This is a genomic window from uncultured Maricaulis sp., from assembly GCF_963976135.1.
Lineage (GTDB): Bacteria > Pseudomonadota > Alphaproteobacteria > Caulobacterales > Maricaulaceae > Maricaulis.
Genome location: NZ_CAXBKN010000059.1, coordinates 1 through 19,605, shown reverse-complemented (window position 1 = coordinate 19,605; position 19,605 = coordinate 1). Strand labels below are relative to the sequence as shown.

22 protein-coding genes are annotated in these 19,605 nt (G+C 63.4%); 16 read left to right on the top strand and 6 right to left on the bottom strand.

The window, feature by feature from the left end:
* The 4 genes from AAC023_RS09280 to AAC023_RS09265 all read left to right on the top strand — a co-directional run.
* Positions 1-348, top strand: a 348-nt coding sequence (locus AAC023_RS09280; protein WP_339740442.1) for an FAD-dependent oxidoreductase, incomplete at its 5' end; no start/stop codon positions are given.
* An 86-nt stretch (positions 349-434) separates the two neighbouring features.
* A complete protein-coding gene (locus AAC023_RS09275; protein ID WP_339740440.1) occupies positions 435-1,424 on the top strand; it encodes an aldo/keto reductase in 990 nt (329 codons plus the stop codon).
* A 140-nt stretch (positions 1,425-1,564) separates the two neighbouring features.
* Positions 1,565-2,761 (top strand): DUF547 domain-containing protein, encoded by a 1,197-nt coding sequence (locus tag AAC023_RS09270; protein ID WP_339740438.1) that lies wholly within the window; start codon positions 1,565-1,567, stop codon positions 2,759-2,761.
* Between the two features lie 105 nt (positions 2,762-2,866).
* The gene (locus AAC023_RS09265) at positions 2,867-3,760 is read left to right on the top strand and encodes a LysR family transcriptional regulator (protein ID WP_339740436.1); all 894 of its coding nucleotides are present in this window, start codon (positions 2,867-2,869) and stop codon (positions 3,758-3,760) included.
* Positions 3,761-4,150: 390 nt separating this feature from the next.
* Here AAC023_RS09265 and AAC023_RS09260 read toward each other — a convergent pair whose 3' ends face one another.
* Together AAC023_RS09260 and AAC023_RS09255 are read right to left on the bottom strand one after the other, a co-directional pair.
* Positions 4,151-4,618 carry a Dps family protein gene (locus tag AAC023_RS09260; RefSeq protein WP_339740434.1) on the bottom strand — a complete coding sequence of 156 codons (468 nt, stop codon included), beginning with the start codon at positions 4,616-4,618 and terminating at the stop codon, positions 4,151-4,153.
* A gap of 111 nt (positions 4,619-4,729) precedes the next feature.
* The gene (locus AAC023_RS09255; RefSeq protein WP_339740432.1) at positions 4,730-5,941 is read right to left on the bottom strand and encodes a pyridoxal phosphate-dependent aminotransferase; all 1,212 of its coding nucleotides are present in this window, start codon (positions 5,939-5,941) and stop codon (positions 4,730-4,732) included.
* Positions 5,942-6,243: 302 nt separating this feature from the next.
* On the opposite strand from AAC023_RS09255, the gene AAC023_RS09250 reads away from it, so the two are divergent.
* The 8 genes from AAC023_RS09250 (at position 6,244) to AAC023_RS09215 (ending at position 14,628) form a co-directional block, all read left to right on the top strand.
* Positions 6,244-8,496, top strand: a complete 2,253-nt coding sequence (locus AAC023_RS09250; protein ID WP_339740430.1) for a marine proteobacterial sortase target protein — start codon at positions 6,244-6,246, stop codon at positions 8,494-8,496.
* Positions 8,493-9,095, top strand: a complete 603-nt coding sequence (locus tag AAC023_RS09245; RefSeq protein WP_339740428.1) for a class GN sortase — start codon at positions 8,493-8,495, stop codon at positions 9,093-9,095. The genes AAC023_RS09250 and AAC023_RS09245 overlap by 4 nt, the downstream gene beginning before the upstream one ends.
* Positions 9,096-9,231: 136 nt before the next feature.
* Complete coding sequence (locus AAC023_RS09240) at positions 9,232-9,861, top strand: MotA/TolQ/ExbB proton channel family protein (RefSeq protein ID WP_339740427.1); 630 nt, start codon at positions 9,232-9,234, stop codon at positions 9,859-9,861.
* A gap of 10 nt (positions 9,862-9,871) precedes the next feature.
* Positions 9,872-10,270 (top strand): biopolymer transporter ExbD, encoded by a 399-nt coding sequence (locus AAC023_RS09235; RefSeq protein ID WP_339740426.1) that lies wholly within the window; start codon positions 9,872-9,874, stop codon positions 10,268-10,270.
* Entirely contained in the window at positions 10,267-10,683 is a 417-nt protein-coding gene (locus AAC023_RS09230; protein ID WP_339740425.1) for a biopolymer transporter ExbD, read from the top strand. The genes AAC023_RS09235 and AAC023_RS09230 overlap by 4 nt, the downstream gene beginning before the upstream one ends.
* Positions 10,676-11,503 carry an energy transducer TonB gene (locus tag AAC023_RS09225; RefSeq protein ID WP_339740423.1) on the top strand — a complete coding sequence of 276 codons (828 nt, stop codon included), beginning with the start codon at positions 10,676-10,678 and terminating at the stop codon, positions 11,501-11,503. The genes AAC023_RS09230 and AAC023_RS09225 overlap by 8 nt, the downstream gene beginning before the upstream one ends.
* A 16-nt stretch (positions 11,504-11,519) precedes the next feature.
* Positions 11,520-13,847: a TonB-dependent siderophore receptor gene (locus AAC023_RS09220; protein ID WP_339740421.1), complete on the top strand. Its 2,328-nt coding sequence runs from the start codon at positions 11,520-11,522 to the stop codon at positions 13,845-13,847.
* Between the two features lie 97 nt (positions 13,848-13,944).
* On the top strand, positions 13,945-14,628 hold the full coding sequence (locus AAC023_RS09215) for a Fe2+-dependent dioxygenase (protein ID WP_339740418.1): 684 nt from the start codon (positions 13,945-13,947) through the stop codon (positions 14,626-14,628).
* A 52-nt stretch (positions 14,629-14,680) separates the two neighbouring features.
* On the opposite strand, the gene AAC023_RS09210 is transcribed toward AAC023_RS09215, so the two are convergent.
* Together AAC023_RS09210 and AAC023_RS09205 are read right to left on the bottom strand one after the other, a co-directional pair.
* The gene (locus AAC023_RS09210) at positions 14,681-15,121 is read right to left on the bottom strand and encodes a hypothetical protein (protein ID WP_339740416.1); all 441 of its coding nucleotides are present in this window, start codon (positions 15,119-15,121) and stop codon (positions 14,681-14,683) included.
* Between the two features lie 15 nt (positions 15,122-15,136).
* Positions 15,137-15,403 carry a hypothetical protein gene (locus tag AAC023_RS09205; protein WP_339740414.1) on the bottom strand — a complete coding sequence of 89 codons (267 nt, stop codon included), beginning with the start codon at positions 15,401-15,403 and terminating at the stop codon, positions 15,137-15,139.
* Positions 15,404-15,616: 213 nt separating this feature from the next.
* Between AAC023_RS09205 and AAC023_RS09200 the strand changes: the two genes are divergently transcribed.
* The 3 genes from AAC023_RS09200 to AAC023_RS09190 all read left to right on the top strand — a co-directional run bounded on the left by AAC023_RS09200 (position 15,617) and on the right by AAC023_RS09190 (position 17,830).
* Positions 15,617-16,375: a hypothetical protein gene (locus tag AAC023_RS09200; RefSeq protein ID WP_339740413.1), complete on the top strand. Its 759-nt coding sequence runs from the start codon at positions 15,617-15,619 to the stop codon at positions 16,373-16,375.
* Between the two features lie 33 nt (positions 16,376-16,408).
* Positions 16,409-17,428, top strand: coding sequence for a beta-eliminating lyase-related protein (locus AAC023_RS09195; RefSeq protein ID WP_339740411.1), 1,020 nt, complete (start codon positions 16,409-16,411; stop codon positions 17,426-17,428).
* A gap of 63 nt (positions 17,429-17,491) precedes the next feature.
* Entirely contained in the window at positions 17,492-17,830 is a 339-nt protein-coding gene (locus tag AAC023_RS09190) for a hypothetical protein (protein ID WP_339740409.1), read from the top strand.
* 9 nt (positions 17,831-17,839) lie between these two features.
* Here AAC023_RS09190 and AAC023_RS09185 read toward each other — a convergent pair whose 3' ends face one another.
* Positions 17,840-18,349, bottom strand: a complete 510-nt coding sequence (locus AAC023_RS09185) for a response regulator (protein WP_339740407.1) — start codon at positions 18,347-18,349, stop codon at positions 17,840-17,842.
* Between the two features lie 252 nt (positions 18,350-18,601).
* Between AAC023_RS09185 and AAC023_RS09180 the strand changes: the two genes are divergently transcribed.
* Positions 18,602-18,994 (top strand): DUF3775 domain-containing protein, encoded by a 393-nt coding sequence (locus AAC023_RS09180; protein ID WP_339740405.1) that lies wholly within the window; start codon positions 18,602-18,604, stop codon positions 18,992-18,994.
* Positions 18,995-19,014: 20 nt separating this feature from the next.
* On the opposite strand, the gene AAC023_RS09175 is transcribed toward AAC023_RS09180, so the two are convergent.
* A complete protein-coding gene (locus AAC023_RS09175; RefSeq protein ID WP_339740403.1) occupies positions 19,015-19,470 on the bottom strand; it encodes a response regulator in 456 nt (151 codons plus the stop codon).
* Positions 19,471-19,605 lie beyond the last annotated feature (135 nt).

The window sequence follows — 19,605 nt, the reverse complement described above, 5'->3', positions numbered from 1 at the left end:
GTGATCTGGGACTCCCAGGTCGAGGAAGTGCTCGGCGAAATGGACCCGCCGGGCGTCACCGGTGTTCGGATCCGCAATCTCAAGACCGATGTGGTCAGCGATATCCCGGCTCATGGCTTTTTCGTTGCCATCGGCCATGCGCCCGCGACCGAGCTCTTCCTGGAGCAGCTGGAAACCAAGCAGGGCGGCTATCTGGTCACCGAGCCGGGTACGCCCAAAACCTCGATCCCGGGCGTGTTTGCGGCCGGCGACGTCACCGACGACATCTATCGCCAGGCTGTCACCGCAGCCGGAATGGGCTGCATGGCGGCGCTTGAGGCGGAACGCTATCTGGCCAGCCAGGAGTAGGCTTCCCTCGGCTTGACCGGGAGCGGACACCATTGTCCGGTATTGGAGCAATGCGCCTGAAGCCCACCCACCAAGAGGAAGACGCCATGATCACGCGCCAAATCGGACAATCCGGCATTTCGGTCAATGCCATCGGCCTGGGCTGTATGGGCCTGTCGGAATTCTATGGACCAGCCACGGAAACCGCCGAAGCGATCGCCCTGCTCCAGGGTGCGGTCGATGCCGGGGTCAATCATTTCGACACCGCCCAGCTCTATGGCATGGGTGCCAATGAACGCCTGCTCGGCGAAGCATTCAAGGATCGGCGGGACCGCGTCGTGATCGCCACGAAATTCGGGCCGACGCGCGACCGCGAGACCGGTGCCCTGACCGGTGTCGACGGTTCTGAAGACAATATGCGCGCAGCCATCGAGGAATCCCTGCGGTTTCTCCAGACCGATCATGTTGACATCTACTATCTGCACCGGATGGATCAGAGCCGGCCGATCGAGGAGACGGTCGGGGCGATGGCCAAACTGGTCGCTGAAGGCAAGGTCCGCGCCCTTGGTCTCTCGGAAGCCTCGGCGGAAACGCTCAAGCGCGCCAACGCCGTCCATCCGATCAGCGCCCTGCAATCGGAGTATTCCCTGTTCAGCCGCGATATCGAAGACGGCCCCCTGCCAGCGGTCCGGGAAATTGGCGCCACGCTGGTCGCCTACTCGCCGCTCGGTCGCGGCTTCCTCACCGGCCGCTTCACGCGGGAGAACCGGCCGCAGAATGACTATCGCTCCGGCGCCTATCAACCGCGCTATGGTGACGAGGCCTACGAAGCCAATCTCGCGCTCGTCGAGGAAGTCAAAACCATCGCCGAAGCGCTCAAGGCGAGCCCGGCACAGGTGGCACTGGCCTGGGTTCTGGGCCGGGGTGAGCATGTCGTCACGATCCCGGGCACCACAAAGCGGTCCAATCTCGACGGCAATCTTGGCGCCGCCGGGCTGACGATCACGAGCGCGCAGATCGCACGCCTGGAAGGGCTCGCCGCGCGGGTGAAGGGCGCCCGCTATCCGGAAACCGGCATGAGAAACATCAACGTCTAGGCACCCGGCATGACACTGGCGATCAGGGCGCAGGGGACGGGGCATCCACCTATCCCCCTTACCGCGACGTCATGGTTGTGTAATTTCCACTCAACTCACAAGTGTCTAGGGTCAAAGTGAAAACAGGACGAGGGACTATCATGCGTAAAGTGATTATCAGCAGCTTGGCGGTCGCCCTGTTGAGCTCCGTTGCGAGCGTACCGGCCCTCGCCCAGCCCGCCGCCGATTTCCGGCAATTCGCCGAATTCGATGATGGCTCGCGACGGCATGTCGATTTCACAGTCTGGACCGACTTGCTACATGATTTCGTTCTCAATGTGCCCGTGATGGACCGTATTCCCGAGCGCCGGAGAACACAGCTGACCGGCAGCCGGGCGCTGACCTCCAACGAGTCGCGTTACCGGTTCGAGGCCAATCGCGTCGCCTACAACATGATGTCGGACGAGTATCGTCAGGCGATCACATTCTACCGCGAAGACCTTGAAGCCCTGCCCGACCAGATCGACCTGGCCAGCCTGAGCAGCAACGAACAGCTGGCCTATTGGTTCAATTTGCACAATGTCGCGATCATTGAACAGATCATGCTGGAATACCCGGTCACCCGCATCGATTCGATGCGCGCCCATGGCAGCCGCGAGAATGTGTTCGAGGCCAAGATCCTCACCGTGAACGGCGTGCCGCTCAGCCTGAATGATATTCGCCTGCGTATCGTTTACGCCCAATGGGATGATCCGCGGGTCATTTACGGCTTCTTCAACGGCGCCATCGGCGGCCCGGAATTGCCGCGTGACGCCTATGATGGCGCGCGGGTCTGGGGCCAGCTCGACCGCAATGCGACGGAATTCGTCAACTCGCTGCGCGGCGTCGAAGTCGCCCGGACTGAATTGCGTGTCTCGCATATCTATCGCGAAGCGGGCCGCTTCTTCCCCAATTTCGACACCGATCTGCGGGCCCACCTCAATCGTTTTGCGAATGAGGAAACGGCTGAACAGGTCAATGATATCCGCCCACTGCGAACCTCGGTCGAGGATTGGCACATCGCCGATCTCATCAATGGCTCAACCCGTTGCACCGGCACGGGCGGTGCGGCGTTGATGTATTCCACGACGATTGAAGGGGCCCCGCGTTCCGACGCCATCGCGGCCCCGCTCAGCTGCACCTCGCTGCCCAGCAATGGCTTGATTCTGATGAATGCGGTCCAGGAGCGGCGGCTGGAATTGATGCGCGAAGGCCGCTATGGAGAGGTCCGAACGGTCGATATTCCGACCGATCCGAACGGCAATCCATTGCGTCTGCGTCCGGCCAGTAGCGCGCCGGCCCAAACCCCGGAAGACTAGCCTGGCTTAGCTGATACCGGTCCAGCGGCAGGGGAGGCTTTCACCCCGCGGCGTCCTGCCTGTAGACTGCCCATATCGGGAATGGTGGCGGGGAGACTGCGGCGCATGGACTGGGACAAACTGAAAACCTTTCATGCAGCTGCACAGGCCGGATCCCTGACCCGGGCCGCCGAGATGCTCGGCCTGTCACAATCAGCCGTCAGCCGTCAGATTGCGGCGCTTGAGGATGATCTGGGCGCCTCACTTTTCCACCGGCATGCCCGCGGGCTTATCCGGACCGAGCCCGGCAATCTTCTGTTCGAGGCCGCCAAGGAGATTGCCGCCAAGGCCGCGATCGCCGAGGCCCGCGTGCAGGATGCTCGTGACGAGCCGTGTGGTGAGCTGAAGGTAACGGCGCCGATGGCGCTCGGCGCAATCTGGCTGGCCCCGCGCCTGGGCGAATTCCATAACCGGTTTCCACAAATCCGCATTCGTCTGATGCTCGATGATCACGAGCTCGACCTCGCTGGCCTTGAGGCCGAGGTCGGGATTCGACCCTGGCCATCAACACAGAATGATCTGGTGCAGCGCAAATTGCTCAGTGTAAATCAACACCTCTACGCCAGTGCCGACTATCTCAAGCGGCACCAGGCCCCCGCCAACGCCTCTGACCTCGACACCCACTCGATCATCCATTACGGCCCGCCCCAGCTGGCGCCAATCCCCGGCCTTGACTGGGCCGCCAAGGTCGGCCGGGCGGAAGGGCAGCCCCAGCGGCCCGCGGTGATCGAGGTCAATACAATCCATGGTGTGATGAAGTCGATTGAGGCCGGCATGGGCATTGGCGCCCTGCCCGATTATGTGGCCCGCGAGAACAGCGGGCTTCAGCGCATATTGCCTGATCTCGACGGTCCGAATTTTGAGGTCTATTTCGTCTATCCCAGCGAATTGCGTGGCTCGCGGCGCATTATTGCCTTCCGCGACTTCCTGATTGAACAGGCGCGCCGCTGGGAAAGCTGAGCCCGACAGGCTCGGCCCTGCATGCCCCGCGGCGCGAGTTTCACCGGGACGCAGGCGCTGGTGATGCCGGGTACAGCCAAGCCCTCAGGCTTCTGCATGGGTCATTCAATTCGATGCTTCATTTTTGCATGGCCAATATGCCGGATCGCGTCTGGTGCTGCAGTGCAACATCACGCATATAGCTCCCACAGACGCGGTGGCGACACCGCCTCCTTCCCTTCAATGGGATTCGCATACCCCTCCTCCCCGTGAGGTATGCAAATTGCGCCGGACCCTCCCCTCCCCCCGGGTCCGGCGCCCTCATTTCAGGCTTCCCCGAGCCCAGACACGAAACTGCCCCGGCCAGTCGGCCGGGGCATCTTTGTATTCGGTCGCGGTCACGAGGCGGGATCAGCCCAGGGTCGAACGCAGCATCCAGGCATATTTCTCATGTGCGGTGAGGCGGGGGCTCAGCACATCCGCCGTGGCATCATCGCCATGCTCGGCTGCCAGTTCCAATGCCTTGCGGATCGTGGCGACAACGGCCTCGTGACCGCGCAACAGATCGGCGATCATCACATCGGCTTTTTGGGCCTTGCCCTCGGAATTGACGGCCGCGGCCGCGGCCATCGCGGCGTAGGAGGCCGGTGCCTTGAAATCGAGTGCGCGGACGCGCTCGGCGATGTCATCTGTCGCCAGCCAGAGCTCGTTATACTGCTGCTCGAACAGGAGATGCAGATCGTGAAAACGCGGTCCGGTGACATTCCAATGGTAGACATGCGTCTTGAAATACAGCGCATAAGTATCTGCCAAGACTGCCGTCACGGCATTGGCCATGGCCGTGCGCTGATCGTCTGTAAGGCCCATATTGATGCTCATGATCTATCTCCTCTTGTCACCTGCGGCGGTGGCCGCTGTGTCTGAAACCAACTTGCCTGACCCCACCACATAATTCCAATCAGGAAACATTGGCGGAGCAATAGATTTTCTCTATTTCGCAACCAGGGCAGCGCAGAAACGCTTGATCCGCACCCCCGCCTCCTTGAGAAGATCATCTGACGTCGCGTAGGAAATCCTGAAACCCGGCTCAAGCCCGAAGGCGACCCCCGGCACGACCGCGACAGCTTCGGCATCGAGAAGGGCCGAGCAGAAATCATTGTCATTATTGATCACTGTGCCGTCCGGCGCCGTTTTGCCGATCACCCCGGTACAATCGGCGAAGACGTAAAACGCCCCTTCCGGTGTCGGCGCGACCAGCCCCTCGCACTGATTGACCCATTCAAGCACAAGATCACGGCGCCGCAGGAAAGCCCCATTGCGCGCTTCCAGGAAGCTGTGATCACCATTGAGCGCAGCCACGGCCGCCCATTGGCTGATCGAGCATGGGTTGGAGGTTGTCTGCGAGATCACCTTGCGCATGCCATTGATCAGCTCGACCGGGCCGGCCGCATAACCAATCCGCCAGCCGGTCATCGAATAGGCCTTTGAAACCCCATTCATCGTCAAGGTGCGGTCATGGAGCCGCGGCTCAACCTCGGCCATTGTGGCAAATTTGAAGTCTCCATAGACGATGTGCTCATACATATCGTCAGTCATGATCCAGACCTGCGGATGCTTCAGCAGGACATCGGCCAACCCGCGCAGATCGCTGGCGGTATAGCCCATGCCAGTCGGGTTTGAGGGCGAGTTGAGGATCAGCCAGCGTGTCTTCGGCGTGATCGCGGCGGCGAGCTCGTCCGCGGTGATCTTGTAGCCATTGCCAATATCCGTCTTCACGCACACCGCTTCAGCACCGAGCAGGCGCACGACTTCAGGATAGGTCACCCAATACGGCGCGGGAATGATGACTTCATCACCCGGATTGAGCGTGGCAGCGAAGGCATTGAAGATCACCGGCTTGCCGCCCGGTGCGACATGGACCTGTGCTGCAGTGTATTCGAGCGCATTATCGCGGCGGAATTTCTTGATAATCGCGTCCTTCAACTCCGCAATGCCATCAACTGCCGTGTAACGGGTTTCATTGCGCTGGATCGCGTCGATAGCGGCCTGCTTGATGTGATCGGGCGTGTCGAAATCCGGCTCGCCAGCTCCGAGCGAAATGACATCAACGCCCCTTGCCTTCAGGTCGCGCGCCTTCTGGGTCACGGCGAGGGTCGCGGACGGCTTGACGCGCTGCAGCGCGGCGGAAGGCACAAAAGTCATCGGGAGTGTCCTGAATCGGGTGATTGGTGTTGCGCAAACCTAGTCCCCGTATCTGCACGCGCCAATCCCCGCCGCAGAGAGAAATGCGCAAATTCCCGCGCCTGCCGCAAAAACTTGCAGGAAATTGCTGCGATGCAACACCTGGTGGCACGCCCAGACATCGCCCCATTTCTCCCCGCAATGGCCGCAAACCGGCCCTCTGGCGCGCAAATTCGCGGCCCAGCCTGACCTTGGACAGGGAGGCCGGTCGCTCGCCTTGAACACGTATAGCGAGTGGCCGGTCATGACACAGGGGAAGAGAAATGGCATCCGGACACTCGCGCAGACCCGCTGGCGGACAGGCCTGGCTGGGACTCATCACCGCTATCGCCGTTTTCGGCGCCAGCCTCTTCTTCTGGTCGGAAGCGCACGCTGACACAGCCCCCACGCCGACCGGGCTGACACCGGCCGAAATCAGTCAGGCCGGCATGGTCCGCCTCAGCGAGATCAATGAGGGCGCACTCCTGCTCAAGACCGTGGAGGGCGGGCTCTACGTCCCGGCACCGCTGGTCGCCACCGACATCCGGCTCGACATTGCCGGGCCGATTGTGCGCGCGGTCGTCACCCAACGCTTTGAGAACCCGTCCGCTGCCTGGGTCGAGGGCACCTATGTCTTCCCCATGCCGGAGGATAGCGGTGTCGACCGGCTGCGCATGCAGATCGGTGACCGTTTCATTGAAGGCGAGATCCAGGAGCGCGAGCAGGCCCGCCAGATCTATGAGACCGCCCGCGCGAATGGCCAGCGCGCCAGCCTGGTCGAGCAGGAACGTCCCAACATGTTCACCACATCGGTGGCCAATATCGGTCCCGGCGAGACGATTATCGTCCAGATCGAATACCAGGACGTCGCCCGGCTGAATGATGGCACATTCGAGCTGCGCGTGCCGCTGGCGATCACGCCGCGCTATATCCCGCAGCCCGAGGGTTTTGTCTTCGCCTCCGATGGCGGCGAGCAGATGGCGACCCTTGCCGATGCGATGCGGATCACGCCGCCGCTGATGCACCCCTCGGCCGAGCCGGGCGAATATCTGCGCCTGCCGGTGACCATCCATGCCGATCTCCTGCCCGGCTTCGATCTCGGCCCCGTCGCCAGTCGGTATCACGCCACCCTCGTCGATCGCTCCGAGCCCGGCCATGCCGTGATCACGCTCGCCGATGGCCCCATCCCCGCCAATCGTGACTTCGTCCTCACCTGGCGCCCGGCCGACGAGACGGCCCCCAGCGCGGCGCTGTTCACCGAAGAACGTGATGGCCAGACCTATCTCCTGGCCCAGATTCTTCCGCCCGCCACACTCGATGCCGAGACACCGCGACGGCCGCGCGAGACGATTTTCGTGATCGACAATTCCGGCTCCATGGCCGGCACCTCCATGCGCCAGGCCCGCGAGGCCCTCGTGGCGGCCCTCGACAGACTCGAGCCGGGCGACCGCTTCAACCTGATCCGCTTCGACAATACGATGGAACGCCTCTTCCCTGCCGCCGTCGATGCCACGCCTTCCAACATCGCCCAGGCCCGGCGCTTTGCCTCTAGGCTGGAGGCTGAAGGCGGCACCGTGATGCTGCCGGCGCTAGAGGCCGCCCTTATCGATGACACCCCGCAAGACACCGCGCGAGTGCGCCAGCTGGTCTTCCTGACCGATGGCGCCATCGGCAATGAGGCCGAACTCTTCGCCGCCATCGATCAGGGCCTCGGCCGCTCGCGGCTCTTCCCGGTCGGGATCGGCTCGGCGCCGAACACCTATTTCATGAGCCGCGCCGCCCGGCTCGGCCGCGGCACCTTCACCCATATCGGCGATGTCAATGAAGTGGCCGGCGAAATGGAGCGCCTGTTCACGGCGCTGGAGCGCCCGGTCATGACCGGTCTCGACGCCCTCTTCCCGGCCGGTGCGCTGAGCGAGATCTGGCCGGCGCCTCTGCCCGATCTCTATTATGGCGAGCCGGTTCTGCTGACCGCGCGCCTGGCCGGGCCCGAAGGCGCAATGCGTCTTGAGGGTGAGCTCGCCGGCTCGGTCTGGCAGCAGAACATCCCGCTGTCCGAGGCCCGCCCCGCCAGAGGTGTGGCCACGCTCTGGGCCCGCAACCGCATTCGCGCGCTGGAGGAGATGCGGTTTCAGGGTGCCACACCGTCTGCCATCGATGCCTCGGTGCTGGAGACTGCGCTCGACTTCCACCTTGTCACCCGGCTGACCAGCCTGGTGGCCGTCGATGCGACCCCGGCGCGCCCGGTTGGCGATCAACTCGTCCAGCGCGATGTGCCGCTCATGGTGCCGCATGGCTGGGATTTCGAGGCGGTGATGGATGATCGCATCGCCCCCGTCCAGCACGCCGCCCTCGACCCGGCCACGCTCGCCCGCCTGCGCCCCGGTCATGACCCCGATGCCATACCGCTCGACGCTGATGGCATTCCACTGCCCGCCACAGCAACGCCGCGCGAACTGCTGATGTGGCTCGGCGGCCTGATGATGCTGATCGCCCTCATCTGGCTGATCGCCAATCGCGAGCGCCGCCTGTGGTGAGGGGCCAAACCATCATCGCGGCGCTGGTGCTCATCATCGGCGCCGCGATCTTCGGTCAGGGCCTTTTCCTGACCGCGAAAGCGGAGTTCGCGCAAATCCTGCTCGCAAGGGCCTGGACGCGTGCGATCGACGGAGAGATCGCGGCCACACCATGGCCCTGGGCCGATACCTGGCCCGTGGCCCGGCTCTCCGTCCCTTCCCTCGGGGCGCACGCCATCGTGCTCGCCGAAGCCGGCGGCGAGGCCCTCGCCTTCGGTCCCGCCCTGCTCACGGTGTCGGCGACGCCCGGCGAGCCGGGCACGGCCATCATCGCCGCCCACCGCGACACGCATTTCCAATTCCTCAGGGAGCTGGGCGTCGGCGACACCGTGATGCTGGAAACCACCGCCAGCGAACAGATCGCCTACCGCGTCACCCGCATGGAAATCGTTGACGCCGCCCGCTCGGGCATTGAGCCCGAGGCTGGTCCGCCGCGGCTGGCACTGGTGACCTGCTGGCCCTTCGGCGCGATCACGCCGGGGCCTCTACGCTATGTGGTCTGGGCTGAACGCGTCGATGCGAGCCCGGTCGAACTGGCAGAGACCTTCGCCGCGCCTTGAGCCGCACTGTGGCTTGAATACCGCGTCTGCAGAATTCCACTCTCCGACAACACCTGCCGGTGAAGACGAAACTTGACCCCAATCCGATAATGCGACTTATTCGCATTCACAAACTCCACGGGTTGAGGGCAGGCGTATGGCGATGGATCTGGTTCCGGTTTGGCTGGTGCAAGGTGGTTGGGTGATCTGGATTCTGGCCGTCGGGTCAGTCGTCTCGATCGCGGCTATTCTCTATGTTTTTGCACGGCATTCCGCGGCGAGACTGCCCCTCAACCCGCGCCGGACCGAGGCCCTGCTCGCCACGGCACTCGGTCCCGAGGGCAGCGTCGCGCGCACGCCTTATGAGGTGCTGGCAGCAAATGCGAGCAAGCTGCGCCGCGCCGGCACGCCGCGCCAGGACATCCTCGACGAGCTGACCATAATGGCGACCGGGCAATTGAATGATCTGCGCACCGGCATGCGCCTGCTCGAAGTCATTGCCGGCGCGGCACCGCTACTGGGCTTGCTGGGCACGGTGCTCGGCATGATCGAGGCCTTCAAACAGCTGGAAATGGCGGGCAGCCAGATTGATCCCTCTGTCCTTTCCGGCGGTATCTGGCAAGCCCTGCTGACGACCGCTGCCGGTCTCATCGTGGCGCTGCCGGCGCTGATCGCCTGGCACCATTTTGATCGCGGCCTGGAGAATGCCCGCATCGCGATGAATGCGCTTCTGGCGCGGATCTCCAATGCCTTGCGCGCCAGTGAGCGCGCCGGTTCCGCCAGCTAGGGCCGGCGCGATGATCCCCGAATCCACCACACGGCGCAAACCCGCCACCGGCCTGACACCGCTGATCGATGTCGTGTTCATCCTGTTGATTTTCTTCATGCTTGTGGTGCAATTCAGCGAGTATCAGCAAGTGCCGATGACGGTGGTGACGACCACGACGGCGCCGGTGCAGGACAATCAGGACCACTGGATCATCACCATTGCCGGTGACGGCGCCTGCCGTCTGCGCCAGATCGACATGTCCTGCGAGGCGGCGCTGTCGGCCCTGCCCGAGAGCCTCGTCAATCCGGTCGTGCTCGGCATTGCCGATACGGCTAGGCTTGGCGATGCGATCGACCTTCAGACCCGGCTGATCGAGCGCGGCCATGATGTCAGTTTCGGCCTGGCTGGCGAGGCACCGCAGCCATGAGTAGCGGGGCCGATTTCATCGCGCGCCATGATACGCGCCGGCCGCCCGTCGAGGCGGCCTTGCCGCTCATCAATATCGTCTTCCTTTTGCTCATCTTTTTCCTGATGGCCGGCAGTATGCAATCGCCGATCGAGAAATCGATCATGGCGCCGACCCAGGCGGTCAGTTTTGATGATGTCGAATTTGCCCCCGCCGACTGGCTCTATCTTGCCGCCGACGGGCGGTTGGCGTTTCGCGGCGACACCGTTGAAATTACAGACATTACCGGCACGCTGATCGAGGGGCGCGGCGTCCTGTTCGCCGATGTCGAGGCGTCCGGTGCCCGGATCAATGAGATCTTGCGCGCCTATGAGAGCGCCGGTTCACAGGGGATTTTGCTGATCACGGCCCGCGAGACGCCTGCCGATGGATAAGCTCTCCGCCCTTCTTGCCGCTATCCTGCTGCATGCTGCCGGTTTGACAGCCATTCTCCTGCTGTCCGCCTCCGCTGGTCCTGCCGTACCGGAGGGCGGCGCCGAAACGGCCGCGCCGGCAGCGATGCGCCAGGTCAATCTGGTCCGCTTCACCCCGCCCGCGCCGGAACCCAGGCCGGTGCCTCAGCCGGTCGAGACCGAGTTGGTGCCAGTCGATGCCGTGTCGGACACGGTCCTGCCGGAACCGGCCCAGCCGCGCCCGGAACCGGTCCGCCCCACACCGCCGCCCCGTCCCGAACCCGAACCCGAACCGGAGCCTGAGCCCGAACCGGAGCCGGAACCCGCCGAACCGGTCGAGCCCCTGCCCGATTCCGGGACCCCGCCTGATCCCGCCGCCGCCACAGACGCCCATAACGAGCCGGGCAGCACGCAGCAGACCGGGCCGGCCGCTACCGAGGCGACCAGCCAGGAGCCCTCCGCCAGCCGGGGTGCCCGTTCCGGCCGTGAAGGGCGCCGCGCGGCGCGCGAGCAGCAGGACTATATCCGCGCCCTGATGGCGGCCCTGGTCGAGCATCGCGTCTATCCGCCCGAACTGATGCGCGCGCATGTCGAAGGCATTGTCCGCGTCCGTTTCACGATTGATCGCGAGGGCCATGTTCTGTCGGCGGAACTGGCGGAAAGCTCTGGCCATGCAGGCCTCGACCAGGCCGCCCTCGCCGTGCTTCAGCGCGCCAGCCCCCTGCCGCCCATCCCCGAATCCATGGGGCTGGAACGGCTCACCATCACGCTTCCCATCGAATTTTCCCTCATCACCAACTGATTTTCCGGAGACACTCATGACCCAGACATCCCCCGCCATCCGGCGCCCCGTCAGCCTGCGCCACCCCACCCCGACCAAGACCGGCAGCCACAAGGCCATGCTGGCGCTGGGCGCCTCGGCCATGCTGCTCGGCGGCCAGGCAATGGCGCAGCAGTCGGGTGAGGAAGGCACGCTCGAGCTCGACACGCTGCGGATTGAAGAGCGCACGCTCGACACCAATCCCTATGCAGAAGACGGCGCGCCCTACAAGGCGCGCATTTCCGGCGACAGCCGCCGTACCGAAACCATCGCGGAGACCCCGGCGACGATCAGCGTGCTGACCCAGACGGCGATCCAGGAAGCGGGCACCACCGACCTGCGCGAAACCCTCGACCGCCAGCCGGGCATCACATTGGGCACCGGCGAGAACGGCAATGCCTTCGGCGACCGCTATGTCATCCGCGGCCATGAAGCGCGCAGCGATGTCTTCGTCGATGGTCTGCGCGATCCGGGCATGACGATCCGCGAAAGCTTTGCGGTCGAGCAGATCGAGATCACCAAGGGCCCGAGCTCGACCTTTGCCGGGCGCGGCTCGACCGGCGGTGCCATCAACTCGATCACCAAACAGGCCGGTCTGGAGTATGATTTCAACAATTTCGAGCTCGGCATCGGCACGGATGGCTATCGTCGCTTCACGCTCGATTCCAACATGCCCCTCAGCGACACAATCGCCCTGCGCGCCAATCTCCTGCACGCCTATGAGGAAGTGCCCGATCGCGGCCCGGCCGAGCGTGAACGCAATGGTGCCGCCCTGTCACTGGCCATCGAGGCGAGCGATACGCTCAACTTCGTCGCCGATTATTATTTCCTCGACGCGTCGGGCGATACCGATCTGGGGACCTATATCATCCCCGGTGGCGGTGCGCCGGTCGATGATATCCCGGTCTATCTGCAGGATGAGGATTTCCTGGAATCCACCGTCAATGTCTTCACCTTCCGCACAAGCTGGGAGCCGGCCGGCAATCTGCGCATCGAGAATGCGTTGCGCTATGGCACCACGGAAAACGGCTATGTCGTCACCGGCGCGCGCGGCACGGATCGCGACGCGACCGATCCCGATGCACCCGGCGCACCGACGATCGGCCTGAGCACCCACCAGGGCTGGCAGGAAGTCGAGTATCTCGTCGACCAGGCCAATGCCTTCTGGGATACTGAATTGGCCGGCCTGTCGCACAGCTTCGTGTTTGGCGTCGAATATTCCGATCTCAGCGTTACCAATGGCGTCTATGACATCACCAATACCGGCGCGACCAATTGCGTCACGTCGGGCCGTGGTGGCGCGGCGCCCAATTACTGCATCCTCGACGCCAATGGCGATACGGTCGCCAATCTCAATACGCTGATGGGCCGCGATATCAGCCGCGGCGCCGAGGATTCGGACTATAATGTCGACACGCTCTCGCTCTACGCGATGGACACGGTCGATCTGACCGACCAGCTCTCGCTCTTCGCGGGCGTGCGTCTGGACAGTTTCGATTATACCAATGGCGTGACCCGGGGCGGCACAACCACGTCCTATGATTATTCCGACGAATTGTGGAATGGCCATATCGGTCTGGTCTATGATGTCACCGAAGACGCCAATATCTATCTGAGCTTCTCGACCTCGAGCAATATCAATGGCGGCGAATCCGATGTCGGCGGCAGTTGTGGTTATGGCGGGCTGTGCGGCACGCCGGACCAGGTCGTGCTGAGCGAGCCGGAAGACACGCTCAATATCGAGCTCGGCAGCAAGTGGAGCTTTTTTGACGACCAGCTCCTGTTCACCGTCGCGGCCTTCCAGATCACCAAGAGCAATGTGATGGAAAGCGTCGGCAGCGATTACGAGGTGCTCGGCACGCTCAATACCGGCGAGAACCAGGTCACCGGGATCGAATTCGGCCTTGTCGGCAATCTCACTGACGCGCTCTCGGTCCAGTTCGGCGCCGCCTTCATGTCCTCGGAAGTGACGGAATCGGTCAATGCCGCCCAGATCGGTGGCACATTGAGCAATTTCGCCGATAACAGCGCCTATCTGCAGCTGCGCTACCAGGCGACGCCGCAACTCTCCTTCGGTGGTGCCGTCACCTATTCCAGCGAAATGTATTCGGGCCAGCCCGATTCCGCTGGCGGCAGCTATGAAATCCCGGCCTATACGGTGCTCGACGCCTTCGCGACCTGGGACTTCACCGAGCAGACGAGCGTGCGCCTGAATGTCGGCAATCTCACCGACGAGAATTACTACACGGCGGCTTATCGCAGCGGTGCCTTCACCTATATCGGTGATGCCCGCAATGTGCGCCTGACCCTCATCTCCTCCTTCTAGCCCCTGGCGGGTGTCAGCCAGTGCCCTGGCTCTGGTTGACACCCGCAGCTGGCTTGCCGATGACTGGCATCATCGCAGGCCGCACCGGATTTTTGCCATGCTGATCATTATCGAAAACGTGCTCGACCAGGCCGGCGTCCAGGCCCTGCGCGAACGGCTCGACCAGGCGGAATGGGTCGACGGCAAGGCCTCGGCCGGCTCCGTCTCCCAGGCGGTCAAGCGCAATCGCCAGCTCGACCAGAACGGCGACACCGCAATCGCGCTCGGCAATCACATTCTGGGTATTCTCGGGCGCAATCCGACCTTCATTTCCGCCGCCCTGCCGCAGAAAATCTACCCGCCCATGTTCAATAACTACGCCGGCGGCGGCCATTATGGCGCCCATATCGACAGCGCCATCATGCATGTCGACCGCGCCAATATGACGGTGCGCACGGACCTTTCCGCCACCCTCTTCCTGACTGATCCGGAAGATTATGACGGCGGCGAACTGGTGATCGAAACCAGTTATGGCGCCCAGCCGGTCAAGCTCGCCGCCGGCGATCTCGTCCTCTACCCCGCGACCAGCCTGCACCAGGTCACCCCGGTCACACGCGGGGCCCGTATCAGCGCATTCTTCTGGATCCAGAGCATGGTCCAGGACGGCGCCCGGCGCGAAATGCTCTATGATCTCGACCGCACCATCCAGGAACTTCGCCAGGACCATGATGACAATGATCCACGGCTGAACAGCCTGACCGGAATCTATCACAACCTGATGCGCCAATGGGCGGTGGTCTAGGGAGGCGAGGAGCCTTGCCCGGCGCGCGCCGGCTGCGTATCCCGTTTCCAGTTCAGCCTCGCGCGAGCAAGGCCTCAATTTTCGCCGCCAGCGTCTCGCGCGCCTTCGCCGCGAGGAATGTTTTCGGCAAGCGCAGCAGCCGAGTCGCATAGGGACTGTTCCGCCGCACGGCATCACGGTCTGCCCCGGCGGTGAGATAGGCGAGGGTATCCACCATCATCGCACGGTCGAAGGCCCACAGGATCTCGCCGCGATACGCGACCTGGTAAAAAGCCTCGCGCGGCCAGTCGACCTCATGGGTGCGGTTGAGACCGCAGACGAGGCAGCTCAGCCGCCCGGCCCAGGACAGCTTCGTGCCATTCTTGCCGTCGGCCAGCATCACCGGTAACGGCAGATCGCCATACAGGCTCTCGAACCGGGCTCCGGCGCGGCAATGCGGACAGCCGAGAGTCAGCTTGGGAGCGATGCCCTTGTCGTAATAGCGTTCCGTCATGGCCGATCAGACAGCCTATTCGCCGCGCAAGGCCCGGCCGCCATCGAGCATCTGGTCGCAGGTCTCCATGCGGGCCCGTTCATCGGGGGAGAGACCATCCATGGCGATGGCCCGGGTGGCATCGTCATACTGGGTGTCGGTGCCGAAGAAGGCGGTCCATTCGGCGACGCATTCCTGATAGCTCGGTGCGGGCGCCGCATCGGCCCCGTGATGGTCGAGGCCCAGAGCCGGCGCGGCGCACAGACCGGCCGCTGTGAGCAGGACCGCAATAATCTTTGTCATGGGGCAGGTCTCCTTCGACAGGCGTGAGGTTACGCGCCCACAAGGCACAATGCGCCGCGCCGAGGGCACGGGCAAGCCGATAGGCGGGGGCGCAGATTACCGGATTGTCATAGTCGCGGGCTGGCGTCCGGACGCCGGCTCGGATAGCGATAGACGCACGGCGGGGGCTGTTGGGAGTGTTACTTGGGCCAGGCCGCCGTCCGACCCGCATTTGTGCCTGCGCGCCGCGTCCTCGCCTGGGCAGGGGCATTGCTGGCCAATGCCGCGCTGCTCGCCGCCATCCTGCTGGTGCCGCGACCGCGCCTCGAATCGCCGCCGCTCAATGTCATCAATCTGCAGCTGGTCGCCGAGGTCACACCCGAACCGGCGCTGCAGGCAGAGCCTGAGCCCCAGCCTGAAGCTGACGCCGAAACGGTCGCGGTGCCGCCCGACCCTGCGCCCCTGCCGCCGGCGGCGCGCAATGGGGACGCCGATCCACAAACACCCGACGATGCGGCGGAGGAGGAGGAAGAGGAGGACCGGGCCGAGCCGGATCCCGGCAGCGATGAAATGAGGCTGCCTGATCGCCCGGAGGCCGTCGGTGCGAATGCCCTAGCCAATTATGCCATCGCCCCCCTCCCCGAGAGCGCGGCTCTGACCGGAACCCCGTTTGTCATCCGCGAGATTTTCTGCCTGACCTCATCGGAGGCGACCCGCGAAGCCGGTCAATGCCCGGATGATCCTGACCCGGACGGACTGTCCATGCTGCGCTATGCCAGCGATGCCAATCTGGAAGCCGGGCTGCGGGCCGCGATCGGCCACGGCATGAGTCCGGAGCAAATGCGGGCATTATTCGAGGCCGGTGGACTGCCTCTGGCCGATCTGTCCGGGCAGCCGACCCTGGGCGATACCAGCCAGCGCCCGACCTCCTCCGCCGACCAGATGCGCGACAGCCTGCCGCCGCGCCATCCCGACCCGGCGTTTCGCGATTGACGATCCACGCCAAGCCGGTTTCTTCTGCCTCCTATGAACTTCCTCTCCGACACCACCGCCCCCGCGCATCCGAAACTGATCGAAGCGATCGGCGCCGCCAATACCGGTTTTGAAGCCAGCTATGGCCAGGACGCGATATCGGCCCGCGTTGAGGCCCGGCTGCGAGAGATCTTCGAATGCGAGCTCAAGGTTCTGTTTGCAGTGTCCGGAACCGCATCAAACGCCCTGGCGCTCTCCGTCCTGTGTCCCGCTGACGGCGTCATCCTGTGCCATGACGAAGCCCATATCCATCGTGACGAGCGCGGCGCGCCGGAATTCTATACCGGTGGCGCCAAGCTGGTCCCGCTCGCCGGCGCGCATGCCAAGATCGAACTCTCCGCGCTGGACCGGGTCCTGGCCGAAATCCCCGAAGGCTTCGTCCATACCAGCCCGGTGCGCGTGCTTTCACTGTCCAACCTGACCGAAAGCGGCACCGCCTACACAGTCGCTGAAGTCGCCGAGCGCGCAGACCGCCTCAAACACCGCCCGGCCCTCATCCATATGGACGGCGCGCGCTTCGCCAATGCGCTGGTCTCCCTTGGCTGCACTCCGGCGGAACTGACCTGGAAGGCCGGGGTCGACGCCCTGTGTTTCGGGGCGACCAAGAATGGCGCACTGGGCGCCGAGGCGGTCGTGCTCTTCCCGTCCGTCCTGGACCGGTTCGAGGCCCTGCAGGCGCGACAGAAGCGCGGCGGGCACATGGCGCCCAAGATGCGCTTCATGGCGGCCCAGTTCGAGGCCTGGCTGGACGGCGATCTCTGGCTCGATCTGGCGCGAGCGGCAAATGCCCGCGCGACCGAACTCGCCGCCGGCCTGGCGGGCCTCCCGGGCGTTGAAATCCTGCACCCGGTTGATGGTAATGAGATTTTTGCCCGCATTCCTGAGCCCGTAGCGGCCCGGATGCGTGCAGGCGGGGCCGGCTTCTACCAATGGCCCGATGGGTCCGCCCGCCTGGTCACCAGCTGGTGCACCCGGGCTGACGAGATCAAATCCCTGATCGCCGCGGCGGTTTGATTCTCGCCTTGAGATTGCGGAACAAAAGGGGTACAATCCCGTTTCCGCTTGAAGGAGGGAGCCATGGCACAAGGCCGCGGAGTTTTGTTTCGTCTCAATTCGGTGGGGTTCGACCCCTATGGCCGGGTTTTCATTGCCGATCGTGATGCCGCCCGGGCGCTCGGCGAAATGCTGGCAGAGGCCGATGCGATCAGCTGCCGCTCAGGCTGCGGCGCACCGCTGAGTTGCGACACCGCCCTGGTCACGCGCGAGGAATTGGTCAGGGTCGGGCCGGAATTGCTGGTCAATAACGCAGATTTCGCCTCGATCATCCGAAAACGCAAAGCCGTCGGTGCCGAAGAAGCGGTCATCGTTTTCAATATTTACAAGGAATTGGCCCTTGACGGCCCGGCATCCAGCTGAGCGCCCGGATCAGGAGGCCTCGGACTCTTCATCATCGGTCGAGCGGCGCCAGGGGCCGGAAAACCGGGGGTCCTGCCGGCGACGGCGGTCGGGGCCAAAATAGGTCGGGGCCTTCACAAAGCGGCGCGGCCGCTCGATCAGGGCCGAGATGCGGCGAAACAGGTCAACCGGGCGAACCGGTTTGGCGAGATATTCATTCACGCCGGCATTGATCGCCTCGATCACCTTGGAGCGATCCGTGTGACCGGTGACCATGATGATCGGCAGATATTTATTGGCACTATCGGATGCGGTGCGCACCAGGCGGGTGAATTCGAGCCCGTTCAGATCGCCGAGCATATAGTCGACCAGAGCGAAATCCGGATTGACGTCACGCATGGTTTCAAACGCATCGGCGGCATCACGCACCTCGATAATCGTGCGGACACCAAACCCTTGCAGGATGGTGCGCAGGATTGTCGACATGTGCGCATTGTCCTCAACGATCAGGACACGGATGCGGTCGAAACTGCCGGACATGGGCTCTCACTGAGCGGAGGTGAAACTCTTAATGTCCTGAAGTCTGCCCGTTTGACCTTAACCAAGTCTTGCTCCGGCCTGCAGCGACGGGGTCAGAGCGCCAGTTTGTGCAGCGCTGGACAGGTTTCCAACGACTTAGCCTGGTTAACGTCTTCGCCCCGGGACGCCGGCAAAGGCGATCCGAAATCGCCGACTCTCGTTTGATCCGCTTTGTGCTAGTCTGGGCCGGCATTTGAGGAAGAGGATCCGGCCATGAATATGGCAGAAAAATCAGTCCGCAGTCTGATCCTGCGGGCCCGGGCCTATGACAGCAAGGAACAGATCGACGATTTTCAATCCGACCCCGACAGTTCCGAGATTGATATGGTCGAGACGATGCTGACGGGTGATCGCGACCCCATCCGCGATGAAATCAAGAACTGGATCGACTGTCTGGATGAGGAAAGCCAGGTCGAGCTGGTCGCGCTCTACTGGATCGGCCGCGGCGATTTTGACGGCAGTGATTTCGTCGCTGCGGTCAGGGAAGCCCAGGCACGCCGCAGCTCACCAACGGCGGACTATCTGCTCGGAGCGCCCATGCTGGGTGATTATCTTGAGACCGGGCTGGACGCCGTGATCGAGGCTGATGTGTTCGACGACGCATGAGGCCGCCAGGGCAGGTCGTTCTAGATCCACTGCACTTCGGTCTTCGGCCCCCGCCCGGCGGCACGGACAATATCGCTTTTGCGACTGGACAGGACTTCGAGAATTCGCCGACCCAGCTTGTCCGGCATGACAGGTTTCACAAGGAAGCCATCGGCCCCGGCGCGAATCGATTCCTCGACCACGGCGGCCTCGGAATGTCCGGTCAGCATGATAGTCGGGACTGAGCGATTGGGTGAGGCGGAATTGGCCCGCAATTCCTGCATCAGCCTGATACCCGTGCCATCTTGAAGCTCATAATCCAGCAGCATCAAATCAATATCTTGCCGATTGAGGTGTTGCCATGCGCCTTCGACACCATCGGCCTCGATCAGGTCATGGCACCCCAGACCACCGAGCAAGCGGGCGATCAGGCGACGGGTCGCAGCGACGTCTTCGACGATCAGGATGCGGACTCCCAGCAGAATTTCACTCGGCATGACGAACCTCAAAGGACTGGCAATATTGAGTTGCCCGAAAGAACTAAATTACTGATTAAGCGGTGCGCGATAAGGGTGCGGCGGCACGCGAGACACCGGTCTGCACGATGCGGTGAATATGCGCCGCCAATGTCG

What these genes read in the sequence shown, in the direction of transcription:
- AAC023_RS09225 (WP_339740423.1), top strand. Translation starts at nt 10,676, where the DNA reads ATGGATAAGCTCTCCGCCCTTCTTGCCGCTATCCTGCTGCATGCTGCC.
- AAC023_RS09260 (WP_339740434.1), bottom strand. Translation starts at nt 4,618, where the DNA reads ATGAGCATCAATATGGGCCTTACAGACGATCAGCGCACGGCCATGGCC.
- AAC023_RS09215 (WP_339740418.1), top strand. Translation starts at nt 13,945, where the DNA reads ATGCTGATCATTATCGAAAACGTGCTCGACCAGGCCGGCGTCCAGGCC.
- AAC023_RS09180 (WP_339740405.1), top strand. Translation starts at nt 18,602, where the DNA reads ATGAATATGGCAGAAAAATCAGTCCGCAGTCTGATCCTGCGGGCCCGG.
- AAC023_RS09240 (WP_339740427.1), top strand. Translation starts at nt 9,232, where the DNA reads ATGGCGATGGATCTGGTTCCGGTTTGGCTGGTGCAAGGTGGTTGGGTG.
- AAC023_RS09255 (WP_339740432.1), bottom strand. Translation starts at nt 5,941, where the DNA reads ATGACTTTTGTGCCTTCCGCCGCGCTGCAGCGCGTCAAGCCGTCCGCG.
- AAC023_RS09230 (WP_339740425.1), top strand. Translation starts at nt 10,267, where the DNA reads ATGAGTAGCGGGGCCGATTTCATCGCGCGCCATGATACGCGCCGGCCG.
- AAC023_RS09195 (WP_339740411.1), top strand. Translation starts at nt 16,409, where the DNA reads ATGAACTTCCTCTCCGACACCACCGCCCCCGCGCATCCGAAACTGATC.
- AAC023_RS09250 (WP_339740430.1), top strand. Translation starts at nt 6,244, where the DNA reads ATGGCATCCGGACACTCGCGCAGACCCGCTGGCGGACAGGCCTGGCTG.
- AAC023_RS09185 (WP_339740407.1), bottom strand. Translation starts at nt 18,349, where the DNA reads ATGTCCGGCAGTTTCGACCGCATCCGTGTCCTGATCGTTGAGGACAAT.
- AAC023_RS09210 (WP_339740416.1), bottom strand. Translation starts at nt 15,121, where the DNA reads ATGACGGAACGCTATTACGACAAGGGCATCGCTCCCAAGCTGACTCTC.
- AAC023_RS09270 (WP_339740438.1), top strand. Translation starts at nt 1,565, where the DNA reads ATGCGTAAAGTGATTATCAGCAGCTTGGCGGTCGCCCTGTTGAGCTCC.
- AAC023_RS09275 (WP_339740440.1), top strand. Translation starts at nt 435, where the DNA reads ATGATCACGCGCCAAATCGGACAATCCGGCATTTCGGTCAATGCCATC.
- AAC023_RS09235 (WP_339740426.1), top strand. Translation starts at nt 9,872, where the DNA reads ATGATCCCCGAATCCACCACACGGCGCAAACCCGCCACCGGCCTGACA.
- AAC023_RS09220 (WP_339740421.1), top strand. Translation starts at nt 11,520, where the DNA reads ATGACCCAGACATCCCCCGCCATCCGGCGCCCCGTCAGCCTGCGCCAC.
- AAC023_RS09190 (WP_339740409.1), top strand. Translation starts at nt 17,492, where the DNA reads ATGGCACAAGGCCGCGGAGTTTTGTTTCGTCTCAATTCGGTGGGGTTC.
- AAC023_RS09205 (WP_339740414.1), bottom strand. Translation starts at nt 15,403, where the DNA reads ATGACAAAGATTATTGCGGTCCTGCTCACAGCGGCCGGTCTGTGCGCC.
- AAC023_RS09265 (WP_339740436.1), top strand. Translation starts at nt 2,867, where the DNA reads ATGGACTGGGACAAACTGAAAACCTTTCATGCAGCTGCACAGGCCGGA.
- AAC023_RS09175 (WP_339740403.1), bottom strand. Translation starts at nt 19,470, where the DNA reads ATGCCGAGTGAAATTCTGCTGGGAGTCCGCATCCTGATCGTCGAAGAC.